Source organism: Marinobacter alexandrii, assembly GCA_039984955.1.
GTDB lineage: Bacteria > Bacteroidota > Bacteroidia > Cytophagales > Cyclobacteriaceae > Ekhidna.
On the sequence record JBDWTN010000007.1, the window covers coordinates 75,790 to 91,141 of the forward strand.

The window sequence follows — 15,352 nt, forward strand, 5'->3', positions numbered from 1 at the left end:
AACTGGCAAATAATATACCCAAATCTGTAACCTACTATTTTACAGTACGTTATCGTCTATTCTTATGATATCAGAATTTCAATTTCGGACATTTTATCGTTCAAAATCAAGCACAACCTCCATTGGGTTGTTTCTTTTTATTATAAGTCTTAGTTGCTCTTCTGACCCTCAGAAAAGACCTTCTCCTTTACGTTCGGATAGCGCGATAGTGGCTGGAGTTAATGTTTACGTGGAGTTTAGTAGTCCTGCTGTAAAGAATCGTTTGATTTTTGGTACGGAGGCGGAACCACTTGTTCCATATGGAGAATTGTGGAGAACAGGAGCAAACAACGCTACTTTCATTTCAATCAGCAATCATTTAAATGTGGATACATTCCAATTGGATAGTGGTACTTATTCCATTTTCACCATTCCAAATAGTGACGAATGGACAGTTATCTTTAATCAGGAATGGGACCAGTGGGGATCGTATAACTACAAGGACTCTCTTGATGTTTTTCGTCTCAATGTTATTCCAAAAATTGTGGATCAGTCTCAAGAACGAATGTTATTCTACTTTGCTGATGATTCTCTGAAATTTAGATGGGATAAAGTTCGTTGGTCAATACCTTTCTCTAGTCTTCCCTGAGAGCCTCATTCACTACCCTAATCTTCAAACGGGACATACTGGTAATGATGTCTTCGCATTCCTGCAATAAGAATCTTTTTTTCATGATCTTGGGATCAAAAAATCCAATATAGACATCTTCGTTTTCTTCCCAAACTAAGATCTTCATTGGAAGATCCAGCGCCGTAGTTTGACGGCATGAAACAAGTTCGATCATCAAATTAGGATCTTCAAACAAAATCATTCGAGTTGGAGGAATTTCAACTCCATACTCTTTTGCAACTTTATCATGTTCCACGGTCTCAAAGTAAGCAAGCTTTTTTTGCTTAATTATCTCAACCAGTCTTTCTACTGTTTCATCAACGGTTCTTGAACTACGGTAAATTGTTAAATTCTGTGCGCTCAGATTTGAATAGGTAATTAAAATGAATATAAATACAATAAACTTCATGGCGGGATTGAGTTTGTATTGCGAAGATAATATGCCTTTTGATAGTATAGGTGTATTCACCTATTGACTTATTCATCATATCGCATAGATTAGCACAAGGAAAAGATTTATTTTTACCCTGATAACGGATAACTTGATCTATGAACATATACGCCAAGCTCACCATTTTATGCCTGTTTCTGGTTTTATTCACCGCTGGTGTCTTGTCTTTCTTTGCCGATCAAAAAGTAGAGCAAACCTTAAAGGAGGAGATTATTACAAGTATGACTCAGCAATCGAAGGGTATCAGTTCAGATATTGGAAGATTCATGTTCTCGAGGCTTAGTGATATTAAGATGGCCTCAAAAAATCCGTATTTCAGAAATGCTAATGCAGATCCTGAACAATTAACTCTACGTCTTCAAGAACTGGAAAATCTTAATGATCTCTATTACTCATTTTCATACTTTGATATTAATAGGATTAGAGTTGCAGATTCTAAGCGGATTTCAATAGGAAAACAACATCCTAATAACCTTTTTTGGACTAAACTAGGACCAGGCCAAAATGAGGCAGTAGATGTTTCAAAATCAGAGTCCGTTGGTCGTGTGGTTATGCATTTTGCTTCAAAAGTCACCAGTTTTATAAATGAGACAGAAGTTGGAGTGTTGGTAGGTAGAATACCTGTAGATGAACTTTATAAAATCGTTGGTGAATATTCTTTAAGTGCTGACTCATCAAGGAATTTGGATATTCACCTAATAGATAATGAAGGAACAATTCTGTACTCTAACGTTGATCCTTCAAATATCCTTAATACAAAGTACAGTCAATATGATCTTATTTCTAGCCTAAATGAACCTGGCGTTAATTATCTTGAAACTCAAGACGCCTTATACTTTATAAGTAGAGAAACAAACTACATGTCATTTACTGGCAATGAATGGACTTTGATATTAAGTATTCCGAAAGAAAGAGCTTACGCTCCTTTGCTCCAAATCAGAAGACAAATTTTATGGGCTGTTCTACCAGTCATATTAGTAGCAGTAATTCTATCTCTTATAGCAGCTAATTTATTCGTTAAGCCAATAGTTAAGTTAAGTAATGCAGCAGAAGAGCTCAGCAAGGGTAATCTGGATGTGGAACTTCCAGTCGGTTCTAGAGATGAGATTGGAAAACTTGCTAAGCAAATGGCAAGTACTTCTCAAAGTCTAATCGGGCAAATTGAAGAACAAAGGCAAACAAACAAGCAACTAATAGATCAAAAGACGCAGATCGAGATGCAAAAGAATCAGCTAGTATCTGTTTCTTCCCAGATTAGAGATAGTATTAGCTATGCAGAGCGTATTCAGAGGTCTACTTTACCTCCTACATCTACACTCACGAGTATCTTTCCTGAATCATTTGTTATCTATAAACCAAAAGACATTATTGGTGGGGACTTCTACTGGTTTGAACGAGTAAGAAGAGGTAATAACGAGTTTATGATAATCGCTTGCGGAGATTGTACTGGACATGGTGTTCCGGGTGCAATTATGTCCATTATGGGAAGTAATCAGCTTACGAATATCATCTATTATCAAAATTATTTAGATCCTACAAAAATTATTACAAGGCTGGATAAGGTTATTAAGTTCGAGCTTCAAAGAGAAACGGATGAGGTGAACAGAGATGGTATGGAGCTTGGTATCTGTGTAATAGATTTGGATACGCTTAAAATGGAATATTCTGGCGCAGGTATTCCGCTTAGATTAATGAAACATGGTGATGAAAAGCTTACCATCATCAAGAGCCCTAGACAAATGGTTGGTGGAATTGAAGGTGATGAACAGGAAGTTCATGCACAGCTTGTAAAAGAAGAAATCCAACTAAATGTAAAAGATAGAATATTCCTATCTTCAGACGGTTATCAGGATCAGTTTGGAGGAGAGTATGATAAGAAATTCATGTCAAAAAACTTCAACAAATTGATTGAGGATTCTTCATCCAAGCCAATTGCAGAACAACAAAAAATACTCGAAAAAACTTTTGCTGAGTGGTCTAAGAATACAAGTCAGACTGATGACGTATGTGTCTTAGGATTCGAAGTGAAATAAATAGAGATTGTAATTGAATTGTATTTTTATTGCTGCGGAGCAGCTAAGAGGCTTTCATCAACTGTCATTTCATAAAGGTCGGATAAAGCAACATTAAGCGCATCTAATAACTCTTCATCAATATCAATATCTGGACTCAGATCTTCCATTTCATTGAGTGTATACCCTTTGCTTCGAATATTATCAACATTTTTCAAGCATATTCTGGTCCATGACTGTGGACTAATGTTTTCGGTACACCAATTTTTAAAACTGCTCGCTTTTATAGCCATCCTCTTATTAGAGTTTAAAACCTATGATGGAAATATCATCATTTAAACTAGAACCCGCCTTCCAAGTTTGAAGGTTGCTCATAAGAAACTCTCTCTGCTCTCCCATAGGTTTATCTTGAATAGATTTTAGCATCTCTTCAAATTTTTCGTATGAGAACTTGACACCATCTTCATTTTCCTGAATATAGTAGCCATTACTATACATGTAATATGACTCTCCCGGTTGAATATTTATCTTATCAGCAATGGCATCTTCAAAGTGATCACCTTCATCGCCTTTGAGGAAGGTCGATTTTTGACCATTAAACACGATCATATCTTGATTAATGCCACTAAACTGAAGAGTTTGTGCATTGTGATCAAATACAGCTACAGAAACCTTTAGATCACATTGCAATTCGTCAGATCCTGCCGCATCTAATTCATATTTCAATTCATTAATGATCTCTCCAGAATGGAAAATTTTTCTATCATGTGTTAGATAATTCAATACTGAATCTGCTATCAATGTTTTAAGCGAACCTACTATTCCTTTTCCATCAAATTCAATTAACGAAACAACTGTATAATCTTCAGATCTAAAGTTCAATCTGGTTGTCCATACAAATTCTTCGCTAAACAAATATTTGGTTTCAAAAATCACAAAATGATCTTGAAATTGACGACCTAAATATCGATCATTTGGAAGCATAGATTGTTGCAACAATCCTGCATATCTAATACTATCAATTAGACGCTTATTGATTTTATTCAACTCCTCTGTTCTTTCATGAACTCTACTCTCAAGCTCTACATTACTATCTTCCAACTCTTTGATATGTTCTTCACTTTCAATCGATTGCTGATAGGTATCTATAGCTCTTTCAAGCACGCCCTTCATTTCATCAAAATTCCAGGGTTTTGTGATGTATTTGAATATACCACATCGATTAATACCATCTTTAATGGCCTCAATATCTGTAAATCCAGTTAGAATTATCTTAATAACATCTGGGTAATCAGGTAAGATTTTCTCTAGAAATTGGGTACCTGTCATTTCAGGCATCCGTTGATCAGTCACAATAACTTGAATCTCTTCTTTGCGTAGGATATCTATTGCCTCAATTGGATTTGTTGAGGTGTGTACGTTGAAAAACTTCCTGAAATTCGCTTTGAAAACACGAAGATTGGTTGCTTCATCGTCAACGTATAAAAGTGAGAATTTCTTCTTCTTAGATGTCTTATCTATTTGTTGCTGGTCTTGAATCTCTTCCATCCTGCCCTGAATCTAAATGTTGTTAATAATTAATTACTCTCCGCTACCTCTTGATTTTCCTTCTTCTTTATTGGGGTGATTTTCTTAGGTAAAGTGATCACGAATTCTGTTCCCTTTCCTACTTCACTTGAAAGTTCAATTTTTCCTCCGTGTTTTTCAATAATACCATAGGTAATCGACATTCCAAGACCTGTACCTACACCTACCTCTTTCGTAGTAAAAAATGGCTCCCAAATTCTATTCTTAATCTCATCCGGAATACCTACTCCGTTATCTTTTAGTCGGATCATCACACTATCATCCGCCTCTTCAGTGTAAATAGTAATCTCTGCATCCTTTTTATCATCTGGCATTGCTTGCACTCCATTATTCAATATGTTCATGAATACCTGATTAAGCTGCCCTGGGTAGCACTCTATATCATTCATGCTTTCATCATAATGCTTCGTAATCTCTATCTTTCCTTTAGTCTTGTTTCTAAGAAGTGTTAGAGTAGCATCAATGTTTTCATTGACATTTGCATTCTTAGCTTCCTCCTCATCCAATCTGGAAAACACACGCAAACCTTTCACAATTTCTATGGTTCTTGAAACACCGTAATTCACGTCATTGATTAAGTCGTCCAACTCATCAACAATTTCATCATATTCATGTTCTTCTTTCAATTCTCTCACTGAATCAAGCACTTCTTTTGCATCCTCACCATCGTCAATACGAGTATATTCTTCAGCAATTTCTCTCATTGCTTCAATCGACATTTTAAGAGATACCATTCCACTCGATATAAAGTTAATTGGGTTATTAATCTCATGAGCAATACCTGCAGTAAGCTGCCCAAGTGATGCCATTTTTTCCGAGTGTACCAATTGTGATTGAGCTCCCTTCAGTGAATCTAGTGCTTTAGACAACTCTTCTCTCGAATTTTGCTCGTTTTCAAGTAAGGATTGTAGCTTTTTCTCTGCGAGGAATAGTTTTTCATTATCCTGCAGTTGTTTATCAGCTAGCTCTCTAATTTCAACTTCAGAGTTCTGTAGTTTCTTATATGCAAGATTCAATTCATCTTGAGCTCCAATCAATCGTTCGTTAATCTTAATTTGCTCTTCAGATGATTTAAGCAATTTAGACTCTGACTCTTCCAACTTCAAGTTCTTATCTTCCAGTTCTTTTCGTGAGAGGTAGAGCTTCTTGTTAATGAGTTTTTGTTTCTGGAAGTTGATCTTAAGTTGCTGTTCTGATTTTTTTACTTTGATGAAAGCCTTATTCGCTGACAAATAATTATCACTCGCCAACTTCACTAGAGGTCTAAAAATGAAAAATCCTTGAACCAAGAATATCCCAATGAAAATAGAAAAACCAACATACTCGGCAAGACCTAAACTAGCTCCTCTATTTTGAGCATTATCTACAAAATAGTCTGTGACATTATCTGTAGATGTATCATATCTTCTTACTGTGTTTACCAATGCTTCAATTGATCTTCTAAGAGACAAATAATTAACATCAGTTTTAATTGGCGTAAAATTCACGTCCAAAATATTGGCCGTGTTCGTATTCATATCAAAATAGAGAAACTTAAGTTCTTCTTGTATAGCAAGATATTCATCTGTTTGTGATGGTTGAGCAAGGTTCAAATCAGTGTCACCATCGACCAGTGCCTGATGTCCCTTTTGCCATTGTGGATAGACTCTCTCTAACTCATTTTTGAAGTAATCGAAGTTCTTTTGGTTATCGGAGTATCCCATACCAAGAGCAGCCTTTACTATCTGCTGCCCCATAGTTGACTGATTGGCGGATATCTGAACAACTTTCGGATCCTGATTAAATGAATCAGTAATCTCTTTTTGTAAGACAAAAACATAATATGCAACTGCCCCTATCAAAACCAATGCCGTAAGAATATAGACGTTGGAGTATAAATCCTTCTTTAACATACCTTGAACATAGTTGGTTAAAACTCTTAACTAGTTATCTCTATTTTTACCAATGAATTAAAAAAATCCTATTAGTAAGTCCCTCAAATCTATATCAAAAATCCTTTTATTGGAAATATTACATTTTTATACAGATTTTCCATTAGGAACGACTAATAATAATACTTATGGTCATATTGGCATTCGTCACCTATACTAAAGTAATAAAGAAAAGGATAATTTGCGTTTTATTAAATTTTAAATCCCATAAGTCTAACAAACAGTCTAATTTTGCAATTGATATATTTTTAAGCTGGAGTATAAGTCACCTTAAATAATTGATAATCACCAAGAAGTTTTAGGTGCTTAAAGATTTGGTTTAATCAACCATAAGTTCTTACTTTTCCAGCCCAAAGAAAATTACCCCTATTTATGGACTATCTGAGGAGCTATAAAAACATTTATGACCAAAACATTATTCTGATGTTCAAGGGCGAACTCACCTTTGATCTAGTGACTGCCATGATAGGGACATTGGAAGAGCGTCTGGAAGAGTTGGAGGAGAATAGAAAGGTCAAAAAGAAGTTTTATAATGTAGCTACAGAATGCATTCAAAACTTGTATTATCATCTGGATGAGATTAATGCAGATGAAATGAAAGTAAGCAGTTACGATTCTAATTCTGCACTAATCATGATAGCTGCTAGAAAAAGATTTTACAGTCTGCAGACAGGTAACTACATACCTGCTAGCAAAACGAAAGAAATTCAAAAGAGACTTGATGATATCAATGCAGTAGATGCTGAAGAATTAAGAGCTCTATATAAGAAAGTTCTTGCTGAGCAAGAGTTTTCGGATAAAGGAACAGGTGGATTAGGATTTATAGATATTGCTCGTAAAACAGGAGGACAAAAATTGAGATACAAATTTCAACCAGTCACTGATAAAGTGAGCTATTTCACATTTCAAATCAGATTACCGAGAATAGAGGGATAAGTAGTTAATAAAAAGAAACGTTTCAAACCGTAGAGAAATTTATGGAAAAAGTATTCATCGAACCAACTAGAACAACCCCACTGATCAATTTTGATCCGGATGAAGGTTTGCTTGAAATGAAAGGAAGGTCTAGCCCTGAGAATTCAATTCAGTTTTATCAGAAGGTGCTGGACAACCTGGATGAATATACTGTTTCTGGTGGACCCGAATTCACGGCCAACATTGCCTTTGAATATTTCAACACCAGCTCGTCCAAATGTCTTTTTGATGTCTTCAAACGATTGGGTAAGATTGAAGACAGTGGCAAAAAAATTACCATCAATTGGTATTTTGAGGAAGGTGATGACGATATGATGGAAGCGGGCGAAGATTACAGTGATTTACTTGACTTAAACTTTAACTTCTTTGAAATTGAAGAAGAGGATATGTGATCATTTAAGTTAAATGGACAAAAATCAGGAACTTTACTATGACGAGATTGATAGTCTCAGAAAATTCCGATCTAAGATTGAGACGCATGCCATCTATAAGGAAGATTTGGATGCGTTCTCTGATGAATACGAGGAACTGGTAGCTCAGGCCAAGGTTATTACCAGAGTCTCCGATAGGCTTCAGAAGAAATTAGACAATGCTAATCTTCAGATCAGGGAACAAAATGATGAGATCAAGGAAAAAAACGTGGAGCTTGGAAAGACCATTGGTCAACTAGCTGTTGCAAAGGTTGGGAAAAAAGCTTCTACAATTATGCTTACAGTAGCGGTTATTCTTTTTGCGCTAGAGCAGATATTTATCGAACCAATTATTGAAGAATATATTCAGATACCTTATGTGGGATATGGAATACTTGCCGTCTTATTTTTATTAATAAAATTCTTTGAGGGAGGACTTGAAAAGTACTTCCTGAATCAGGAAAAGAGAAAAATTCTGGAGAAAGAAGAAGGCTGAAACTGATGGCACTAAATTCCAAACAAGCACATTTAGCCAAACAAGTTACCAGTGGATTCAAATTCTCAATTTTCCTCCTAAAAGGTCTTCCTATGGGCTGGCTAGCTGGACTAAGAGTCCGAGAACTAACTGCCAAAAAATGCACCACCTCGGCCCCATTCAAATACCTTACTAAAAACCCTTTTAAATCGATCTATTTTGCCGTGCAGAGCATGGCTGCCGAGTTATCAACGGCCACAGCTTGCTTACTAGCCATTACAGGTCAAAACCCATCAGTAGCTTTCATCATTGTCGATCTTAAGGCGACCTTCTCTAAAAAAGCTACAGGGAGAGTTTACTTTACCTGTGAGGATGGGCAAAAAGCCTTTGATGCCGTGGAGGAATGCATAAATACAGGTGAATCCGCAGAAGCTACCTTCAAGACTATAGGAAAGATGAAAGATGGGACGATTGTCTCAGCATTTGAATTTACCTGGTCTTTTAAGCAACGTAGATCATAAATCTTTAAGCAGTTTATTGCTGTCAGAATCTTTCCATTTCATATTAATTTCTTCTAAAGCATCTTCAATATTTTGGAATGCCTTTGATTTTCTTGGATCAAAATCACTCATACCTTCTTGTTCATATTTTGAAAGCACTGTGTTAAGATCCATTTTATGAATGTCAAAACTAGGTTGGTAAGAGACTTCATAGGACTCAACTCGTGTGATTAGGTTAGACTTTTCCAATTCGTAACAGACATCAGCGATGTAACGGCGAGGAACATTGATCACCAAACCTAAGTCTGTCATAGAAAGTGCCCCTTCTCCTTTTTCAAATTTCTTAACAATTCTGTAGAGTAAAAGCAGCATCAGTTTTCTTCGATAATGAAAACTAATCTTGAGTTGTTCTGAATTCATTTCCCATTGATTCATGTATTGAACTCCATAACATATCTCAGCGCCAAATAAAACGATCAGCCAACTGATTTGGAGCCAGATAAGGAATAAGGGAAGAAAAGCAATACTGCCATATATAGCATTGTATCGAGCAAAGGCAAATTGCAAAGAAATGAATGCCTGCTGGTTTAACTGATAAAGGGTTCCTGCTACAATTCCTGCAAAGAGGGCTGGCCAAAATTTCACTCTGGTATTCGGAAATATTAAGTAGAGTCCGAAAAGCAGTAACCAGAGTATCGTGTATGGAAGCAGCTTTAGCAAGAATATGATTCCAGATCTTAATTGCCCCAGTGCCTCCCATTGAGTAATAAAATCTTGTATTGTATCTTTTACAATGATGGTAGCACTGCTTGCTACAATTAAAAGAACAGGTCCTAGAAGAATTACGGCCACATAATCTGATATTTTTCTTTCCCACCTCCTACTCTTCTTTATATCCCACATATCATTGAAAGCAGCTTCAATATTCATTAGCAGCCGAATAACCGTATATATCAAGAAAATTGCTGATATGGAGGCTGCAATACCACCACCTTGAGAGTTAAGCATTTTATCAACAAATGGCTGGACTTGATTCAAAATTTCTGTCTGACCTGAAAAGTATCTTTCCAATTCCGTTTGCATCAATTCTCTGATACCAAAAACCTTTGCTATTCCAAAGACCATCGCTAAAACCGGCACTAGTGAAAGCATGGAAAGATAAGTGAGTGCAGAAGCTTTTTCAGTACACTTATCGTTAATGAATTCCTTGATTGCTATTACCCAAACTCGAATAAATCCAAATAGAAACTTTTTCCCTCTGGGCAGTGAGGTAAGTCTTAAACGCCATAGATCAACCTCGATAAATTGTTGAATCTGATTCAGCCTCTTCTTTGTCATTTGCTCCTGATTTTAAGCGAAAGATAAAAAGAAAAAGGAGCTGAAGCTCCTTTTTCACCTAATCACCTGTAAAATCACCTATCCGTCCTATTGACATGAAGATGCACTTATAACATCTTTAAATGGAACACCCCTATTTATGAACTTTTTAGTTCTAAAATAGTAATCTCTGGAAGTATGCCTATTCGGCCTGGGTAGCCAATAAATCCGTAACCTCGATTTACATATAAGTATTGATTGTCTTCTTTATGAAGATCAGCCCATTGTTTGTATCTGTACTGAACGGGGCTCCATCTGAAATTCCCAATCTCTATTCCAAATTGCATCCCATGAGTATGCCCTGAGAGTGTTAAGTCAATGTCTCTGTAGTCCGGTTTGATCTGAGCGTCCCAGTGACTTGGATCATGAGATAAAAGAATTTTGAACGGCTGATCCTCTGAGCCTTGTACAGTTTTCTTAAGGTCGCCGTACTTGGCAAACCTTCCGCTACCCCAATTTTCACATCCCAGAATGGCAATCTCTTCATTGTCTACTTTTATAGATCGATTTTCATTCAACATCAAATCATACCCCATGTATTTATGCATATCATGAAGGTCTTGAATATCTTTTTGCTTTGCTGATTCTGATGACCAATTAGTATAGTCTCCATAATCATGATTACCCATTACAGAAAAAACTCCTAGAGGTGCATTTATTCTTTTGAAAATATCTAAGTAGTCTTTTGCTTCTTCACTTTTGTTATTTACTAAATCTCCCGTGAAAAAAGCAATGTCAGGTTTTTGCTCGAGCAGCATATCAACACCTCCTTCTACAGCTGTTTTATTAAAAAAACTGCCTGTATGAATATCAGAAATTTGAGCAACTCTAATTCCATCAAATGCTTTTGGTAAGTTAGGCGAGGTGATTACCCGCTTCCTAACTCGATAGTCATGTGCTCCCGAAATGATGCCGAAACTCATAGCCGCAACAGGAACAGCTCCTGCGACAATCGCCGTTTTTCGCATAAAATCAGAGCGAGAAGTTGAGTGTTTTTCTTCTACGAATGGGAATAAGTTCGTTATCCATGTAACTCCTCGTCTAATATCCTCCAGCATCAGGAAAATAGTAGCGAAGACCTTTCCTATAAAAAGGACAAAAAAGAAAGTAGTAATGTACAATCGAAGATCTTGAAATTGCTTAGGATCAATTTGACGGTAAAGTAAAACGCCCACCAAAGACAGTATACTTATCGTCCAGTAAAACGTAAATAATGCTCTTTTCCATATAGGAGATAATCCATCTGACAATGATTTGACTGCAACAAAAACGTATATATCAAGAATCAGGTAAATGGAAACTAGGAAAACAAGGAGGTAAATTCTATTCATAACAAAAAAAACTCCCCTCTAAACTAGAGGGGAGATTACTATTAACTTAAACCTAACCGATGATATTCTTGAGAAGAATATTTTTTCGTTAATACTTCTTTTAACGAGTGAATACAGAGAAAGGTTGATCCTAAATTCATTAATTATTTATGCAAGTTGCATTTTTGATTCTTCTTTTTTCTTTCCTCTACTGAACATTGCATATTTCATGCGATAAGTAATAGTGAACAAGACTGGCACAATTATCAGCGTCAAGAAAGTAGCCACGATCAACCCGAAGATTACCGTCCATGCTAGTGGTCCCCAGAAGATTACATTGTCTCCTCCTAGGAAGATGTTTGGATTAAACTCCGTCACCAATGTGTAGAAATCAATGTTCAGACCGATTGCTAAAGGAATCAGTCCGAGAACAGTTGTGATTGCTGTAAGGATTACAGGTCTCAACCTAGCTTTTCCTCCTTTTATCACAATATCCTTAACCTCATCTTTTGATAGGTATTCATTTTTCTCCATACCTCTCTTTTCCTTCTCTCGGTCAATAAGAAGCTGCGTGTAATCCAACAATACCACTCCATTATTCACTACAATTCCAGCAAGAGAAATAATCCCCATCATAGTCATCATAATCACGAAAGACCATCCAGTGATGATTAGACCATAAAAGACTCCAATGAAAGAAAGAAAAATAGCGATCATAATAATGAGCGGCTTAGAGATGCCTCCAAACTGAAATACGAGAATCAAAGCAATTAGACCAAGACCAGAGAAGAAAGCTCCTACTAAGAAAGCCATTTGCTTATTTTGCTCTTCAATCTGACCTGTGTAATCAATTTTTACTCCATCAGGTAGACCATCAAATTCTTGCATTTCCGCTTGAATCTCAGTTACAATAGCTGCAGCATCGGTAAAGCCAGGCTTCAACCCTGAATACACAAGCACTACTCGCTTATTCGATTTATGCTTTATCGCACTAAAAGAAGATGTGTTCTTTTGTGTGGCAACAGCGGAAACTGGTATCTCCTTTATTTTACCTGAGGCCTGATCTTTGAAGATAATGTTTTGATTGAAGAGCGCACTTTTGTTATACCTGATGTCTTCATTGAATCGAACGTTGATATTATAATCCTCTCCATCCAATTTGTAAACTCCCGCTTTTTCTCCAAAAAGTGACCTCCTCAATTGACTACCTACTTGACCAACTGATACGCCAAGTTCTCCTGCCTTTTCCCGATCTACAGACACTTCCATAGCAGGCTTGCCTTTATTCACATCAATTTTTAGCTCTTCAATTCCTGCGATATTCTTCGTGTTGATGAAGTTCCTCATTCGTTCAGCAACATTGATTAGCTCATCATAATCATCCCCTTCGATCTCAATATTGATAGGGTATCCAGCAGGCGGCCCATTAGCATCCTTCTCTACGGATATAGATACCCCGGGATAGATGCCCTCAAGTGCCTCCTGTACTTTCAATCTCAACTCTTCTGTATCTTCCCCTCTTCTATATTTAAATTCCCTCATAGAACTAGTAATCTTAGCCCTATGTGGCATCTCAGCAGATGAGCCTCCATCTGTTTGTGGGTTACCAGCTCCTTCCCCAACTTGTGATACCGAAGATTCCACAAGGAAGTTTCGCTCTCCATCCATGTACTGATCACCGTTGACAATACTGTACACTCTTTGCTCTATTTCTTTAGTAATCTGATCGGTTTTTTCAATCGCGGTTCCCTGTGGATATTCTATGTAGACAATAATTTGATTGGGTATATTATCCGGAAAGAATTCGATTTTTGTTCGCTGAGAACCAACTGACATGCCGAAAAACATGAAAGCTGAAATAAGAATAAGGAATGTTATACTAAAATACCAATATACATTACCCCCCCTTACTGCGTGAGTTAGCCTCCTCTCATACCAATTTTCGAATCGAACCAGGATTTTCTTTTGAAATCCAACCGCTGCTTTCTTAATCACATATTTATACAACCAGAACATGATTGTCGTAAAGATCATAATTGTTCCAAGAGCCTTCATCGCACCTCCCACAATTAAAATGAATGTCCCTAAACCTCCAAGTAGAATAGTTAGCCTAATCAGTTGTTTTCTTGAGAGCTCCTTATCTCCCACCTCCATGAATTTAGATACCAGCATGGAATTCATGAAAATGGCTACAAATAGTGACGAGCCAAGCACAACGGATAATGTAATGGGGAAATAAATCATGAATTGACCAAAGAGCCCAGGCCATAAGCCAAGCGGAACAAATGCAGCCACAGTAGTTGCAGTAGATATAATGATTGGATAAGCAATTTCACCTATTCCCTTCTTGGCGGCTTGAACTCTAGAAAGCCCTTCAGTCTCCATCAAACGATAGACATTTTCAACTACCACAATCCCATTATCCACTAGCATTCCCAGTCCCATAATCATACCAAATAGGATCATTGTATTCAATGTATATCCCATCGTATTCAAAATGGCAAACGACATAAACATGGACATAGGGATTGCGAAACCTACAAACAACGCATTTCTAAATCCCAGAAAGAACATAAGTACCGTCACAACTAAAATGATCCCAAAAATGATGTTATTCACTAAATCATTAACCTGGTTGAGTGTCCTTGCAGACGAGTCATTTGAAATAGTTACATCTAGATCTTGCGGAAACCTATTTTCTTGAGCATTTTTCACGATTTCCTTCGTCTGATTAACGGCGTTAATCATGTTTTTACCAGAACGTTTTTTCACATCTAGCATCACCACACTATGGCCAAACTCTCTTGCGAATGTTGTCCTATCTTCTTCTCCAAATGTGATCTTAGCTATATCCTTTAAGTATACCGGAGCATTATTTTCAGTCTTTACAACAAAGCTTTCCAATTGTTGCGGCGTTTTTATTTCACCAAGAATCCTGATCGTTCTTCTTTGCCCTCCGGATTTAATATTACCTGCTGACATAGTCATGTTTCCATTGCTAATTGTGGAAAGGACATCCCCAAAGCTTACTTTGGCAGCCATCATTTTATACACATCAACAGCTATTTCTACTTCCTTTTCCTGTGCTCCTCTTATGTCTACTCCCTTTATTTCAGGTAAGTCCTCAATCTCATCCTCAAGGTATTCACCAAATTCCTTCAACTTCTCTACCGGATAGTCTCCAGAGATATTGATATTCATGATTGGCATTTCTTCGGATAGGGTAAGATCAAAAACATTAGGTTCAACTTTGGCACTATTGAATAGCGGCCAATCTTCACCTGCTTTCTTTCCATCAACCTTGTCTTTGACTTTCTGCTTAGCGGATTCTACTGTTATCTCCTCATCAAACTCTACCGTGATGATGGAGTAGTCTTCCTGAGAGGTAGAAGTAATTTCAACCACATTGCTCACATTTTTTAGTTCATCCTCTAAAGGATCTGTGATTAATCGCTCAATATCTTCAGCCGTATTGCCAGGGAATGGTGTACTTATATAAATCTTCGTTTCCTTAATCTCTGGAAAATCTTCTCTGGGCATTGCCTGATAAGAAGAAAATCCGATATAAAGAAAAATGGCAATCATTACATAAATCACCGAAGGATTATCAATCGCCCAAGAGGCTAATTTGAATTCCTTATCTACTTTCTTCTTTTGTGTAGGTTCGCTCATGAT

13 protein-coding genes are annotated in these 15,352 nt (G+C 36.9%); 6 read left to right on the forward strand and 7 right to left on the reverse strand.

Features of this window, described 5'->3' with window-relative positions; all coding sequences use genetic code 11:
• Positions 1-64 precede the first annotated feature (64 nt).
• Complete coding sequence (locus ABJQ32_06635) at positions 65-628, forward strand: DUF2911 domain-containing protein (protein MEP5289310.1); 564 nt, start codon at positions 65-67, stop codon at positions 626-628.
• On the opposite strand, the gene ABJQ32_06640 is transcribed toward ABJQ32_06635, so the two are convergent.
• Positions 615-1,058, reverse strand: coding sequence for a DUF302 domain-containing protein (locus ABJQ32_06640; GenBank protein MEP5289311.1), 444 nt, complete (start codon positions 1,056-1,058; stop codon positions 615-617). The two genes, ABJQ32_06635 and ABJQ32_06640, sit on opposite strands and share 14 nt — an antisense overlap.
• Before the next feature lie 140 nt (positions 1,059-1,198).
• Between ABJQ32_06640 and ABJQ32_06645 the strand changes: the two genes are divergently transcribed.
• Positions 1,199-3,133: a SpoIIE family protein phosphatase gene (locus ABJQ32_06645; protein ID MEP5289312.1), complete on the forward strand. Its 1,935-nt coding sequence runs from the start codon at positions 1,199-1,201 to the stop codon at positions 3,131-3,133.
• A 26-nt stretch (positions 3,134-3,159) separates the two neighbouring features.
• Here the strand turns inward: ABJQ32_06645 and ABJQ32_06650 are convergent, their stop codons facing one another.
• From ABJQ32_06650 to ABJQ32_06660, 3 genes are read right to left on the reverse strand one after another with little or no spacing between them, the layout of a single operon-like run.
• On the reverse strand, positions 3,160-3,405 hold the full coding sequence (locus ABJQ32_06650) for a hypothetical protein (GenBank protein ID MEP5289313.1): 246 nt from the start codon (positions 3,403-3,405) through the stop codon (positions 3,160-3,162).
• A 7-nt stretch (positions 3,406-3,412) separates the two neighbouring features.
• The gene (locus ABJQ32_06655) at positions 3,413-4,660 is read right to left on the reverse strand and encodes a response regulator (protein MEP5289314.1); all 1,248 of its coding nucleotides are present in this window, start codon (positions 4,658-4,660) and stop codon (positions 3,413-3,415) included.
• 29 nt (positions 4,661-4,689) lie between these two features.
• The gene (locus ABJQ32_06660; GenBank protein MEP5289315.1) at positions 4,690-6,591 is read right to left on the reverse strand and encodes an ATP-binding protein; all 1,902 of its coding nucleotides are present in this window, start codon (positions 6,589-6,591) and stop codon (positions 4,690-4,692) included.
• 411 nt (positions 6,592-7,002) lie between these two features.
• On the opposite strand from ABJQ32_06660, the gene ABJQ32_06665 reads away from it, so the two are divergent.
• From ABJQ32_06665 to ABJQ32_06680, 4 genes are read left to right on the forward strand one after another with little or no spacing between them, the layout of a single operon-like run.
• Positions 7,003-7,566: a SiaB family protein kinase gene (locus ABJQ32_06665; GenBank protein MEP5289316.1), complete on the forward strand. Its 564-nt coding sequence runs from the start codon at positions 7,003-7,005 to the stop codon at positions 7,564-7,566.
• 41 nt (positions 7,567-7,607) lie between these two features.
• Positions 7,608-7,997 (forward strand): DUF1987 domain-containing protein, encoded by a 390-nt coding sequence (locus ABJQ32_06670; protein ID MEP5289317.1) that lies wholly within the window; start codon positions 7,608-7,610, stop codon positions 7,995-7,997.
• Positions 7,998-8,010: 13 nt separating this feature from the next.
• Positions 8,011-8,511, forward strand: a complete 501-nt coding sequence (locus ABJQ32_06675; protein ID MEP5289318.1) for a hypothetical protein — start codon at positions 8,011-8,013, stop codon at positions 8,509-8,511.
• Between the two features lie 5 nt (positions 8,512-8,516).
• The gene (locus ABJQ32_06680; protein MEP5289319.1) at positions 8,517-9,011 is read left to right on the forward strand and encodes a hypothetical protein; all 495 of its coding nucleotides are present in this window, start codon (positions 8,517-8,519) and stop codon (positions 9,009-9,011) included.
• On the opposite strand, the gene ABJQ32_06685 is transcribed toward ABJQ32_06680, so the two are convergent.
• The 3 genes from ABJQ32_06685 to ABJQ32_06695 all read right to left on the reverse strand — a co-directional run bounded on the left by ABJQ32_06685 (position 9,006) and on the right by ABJQ32_06695 (position 15,349).
• Positions 9,006-10,328 (reverse strand): YihY/virulence factor BrkB family protein, encoded by a 1,323-nt coding sequence (locus ABJQ32_06685; protein MEP5289320.1) that lies wholly within the window; start codon positions 10,326-10,328, stop codon positions 9,006-9,008. The two genes, ABJQ32_06680 and ABJQ32_06685, sit on opposite strands and share 6 nt — an antisense overlap.
• Before the next feature lie 137 nt (positions 10,329-10,465).
• Entirely contained in the window at positions 10,466-11,698 is a 1,233-nt protein-coding gene (locus ABJQ32_06690; protein ID MEP5289321.1) for a metallophosphoesterase, read from the reverse strand.
• Between the two features lie 147 nt (positions 11,699-11,845).
• Positions 11,846-15,349 carry an efflux RND transporter permease subunit gene (locus tag ABJQ32_06695; GenBank protein ID MEP5289322.1) on the reverse strand — a complete coding sequence of 1,168 codons (3,504 nt, stop codon included), beginning with the start codon at positions 15,347-15,349 and terminating at the stop codon, positions 11,846-11,848.
• Positions 15,350-15,352: the final 3 nt, after the last annotated feature.

Bases quoted from the DNA above. Each gene is read 5' to 3' on its own strand.
- ABJQ32_06635 (MEP5289310.1), top strand. From the start codon at position 65: ATGATATCAGAATTTCAATTTCGGACATTTTATCGTTCAAAATCAAGC.
- ABJQ32_06640 (MEP5289311.1), bottom strand. From the start codon at position 1,058: ATGAAGTTTATTGTATTTATATTCATTTTAATTACCTATTCAAATCTG.
- ABJQ32_06645 (MEP5289312.1), top strand. From the start codon at position 1,199: ATGAACATATACGCCAAGCTCACCATTTTATGCCTGTTTCTGGTTTTA.
- ABJQ32_06650 (MEP5289313.1), bottom strand. From the start codon at position 3,405: ATGGCTATAAAAGCGAGCAGTTTTAAAAATTGGTGTACCGAAAACATT.
- ABJQ32_06655 (MEP5289314.1), bottom strand. From the start codon at position 4,660: ATGGAAGAGATTCAAGACCAGCAACAAATAGATAAGACATCTAAGAAG.
- ABJQ32_06660 (MEP5289315.1), bottom strand. From the start codon at position 6,591: ATGTTAAAGAAGGATTTATACTCCAACGTCTATATTCTTACGGCATTG.
- ABJQ32_06665 (MEP5289316.1), top strand. From the start codon at position 7,003: ATGGACTATCTGAGGAGCTATAAAAACATTTATGACCAAAACATTATT.
- ABJQ32_06670 (MEP5289317.1), top strand. From the start codon at position 7,608: ATGGAAAAAGTATTCATCGAACCAACTAGAACAACCCCACTGATCAAT.
- ABJQ32_06675 (MEP5289318.1), top strand. From the start codon at position 8,011: ATGGACAAAAATCAGGAACTTTACTATGACGAGATTGATAGTCTCAGA.
- ABJQ32_06680 (MEP5289319.1), top strand. From the start codon at position 8,517: ATGGCACTAAATTCCAAACAAGCACATTTAGCCAAACAAGTTACCAGT.
- ABJQ32_06685 (MEP5289320.1), bottom strand. From the start codon at position 10,328: ATGACAAAGAAGAGGCTGAATCAGATTCAACAATTTATCGAGGTTGAT.
- ABJQ32_06690 (MEP5289321.1), bottom strand. From the start codon at position 11,698: ATGAATAGAATTTACCTCCTTGTTTTCCTAGTTTCCATTTACCTGATT.
- ABJQ32_06695 (MEP5289322.1), bottom strand. From the start codon at position 15,349: ATGAGCGAACCTACACAAAAGAAGAAAGTAGATAAGGAATTCAAATTA.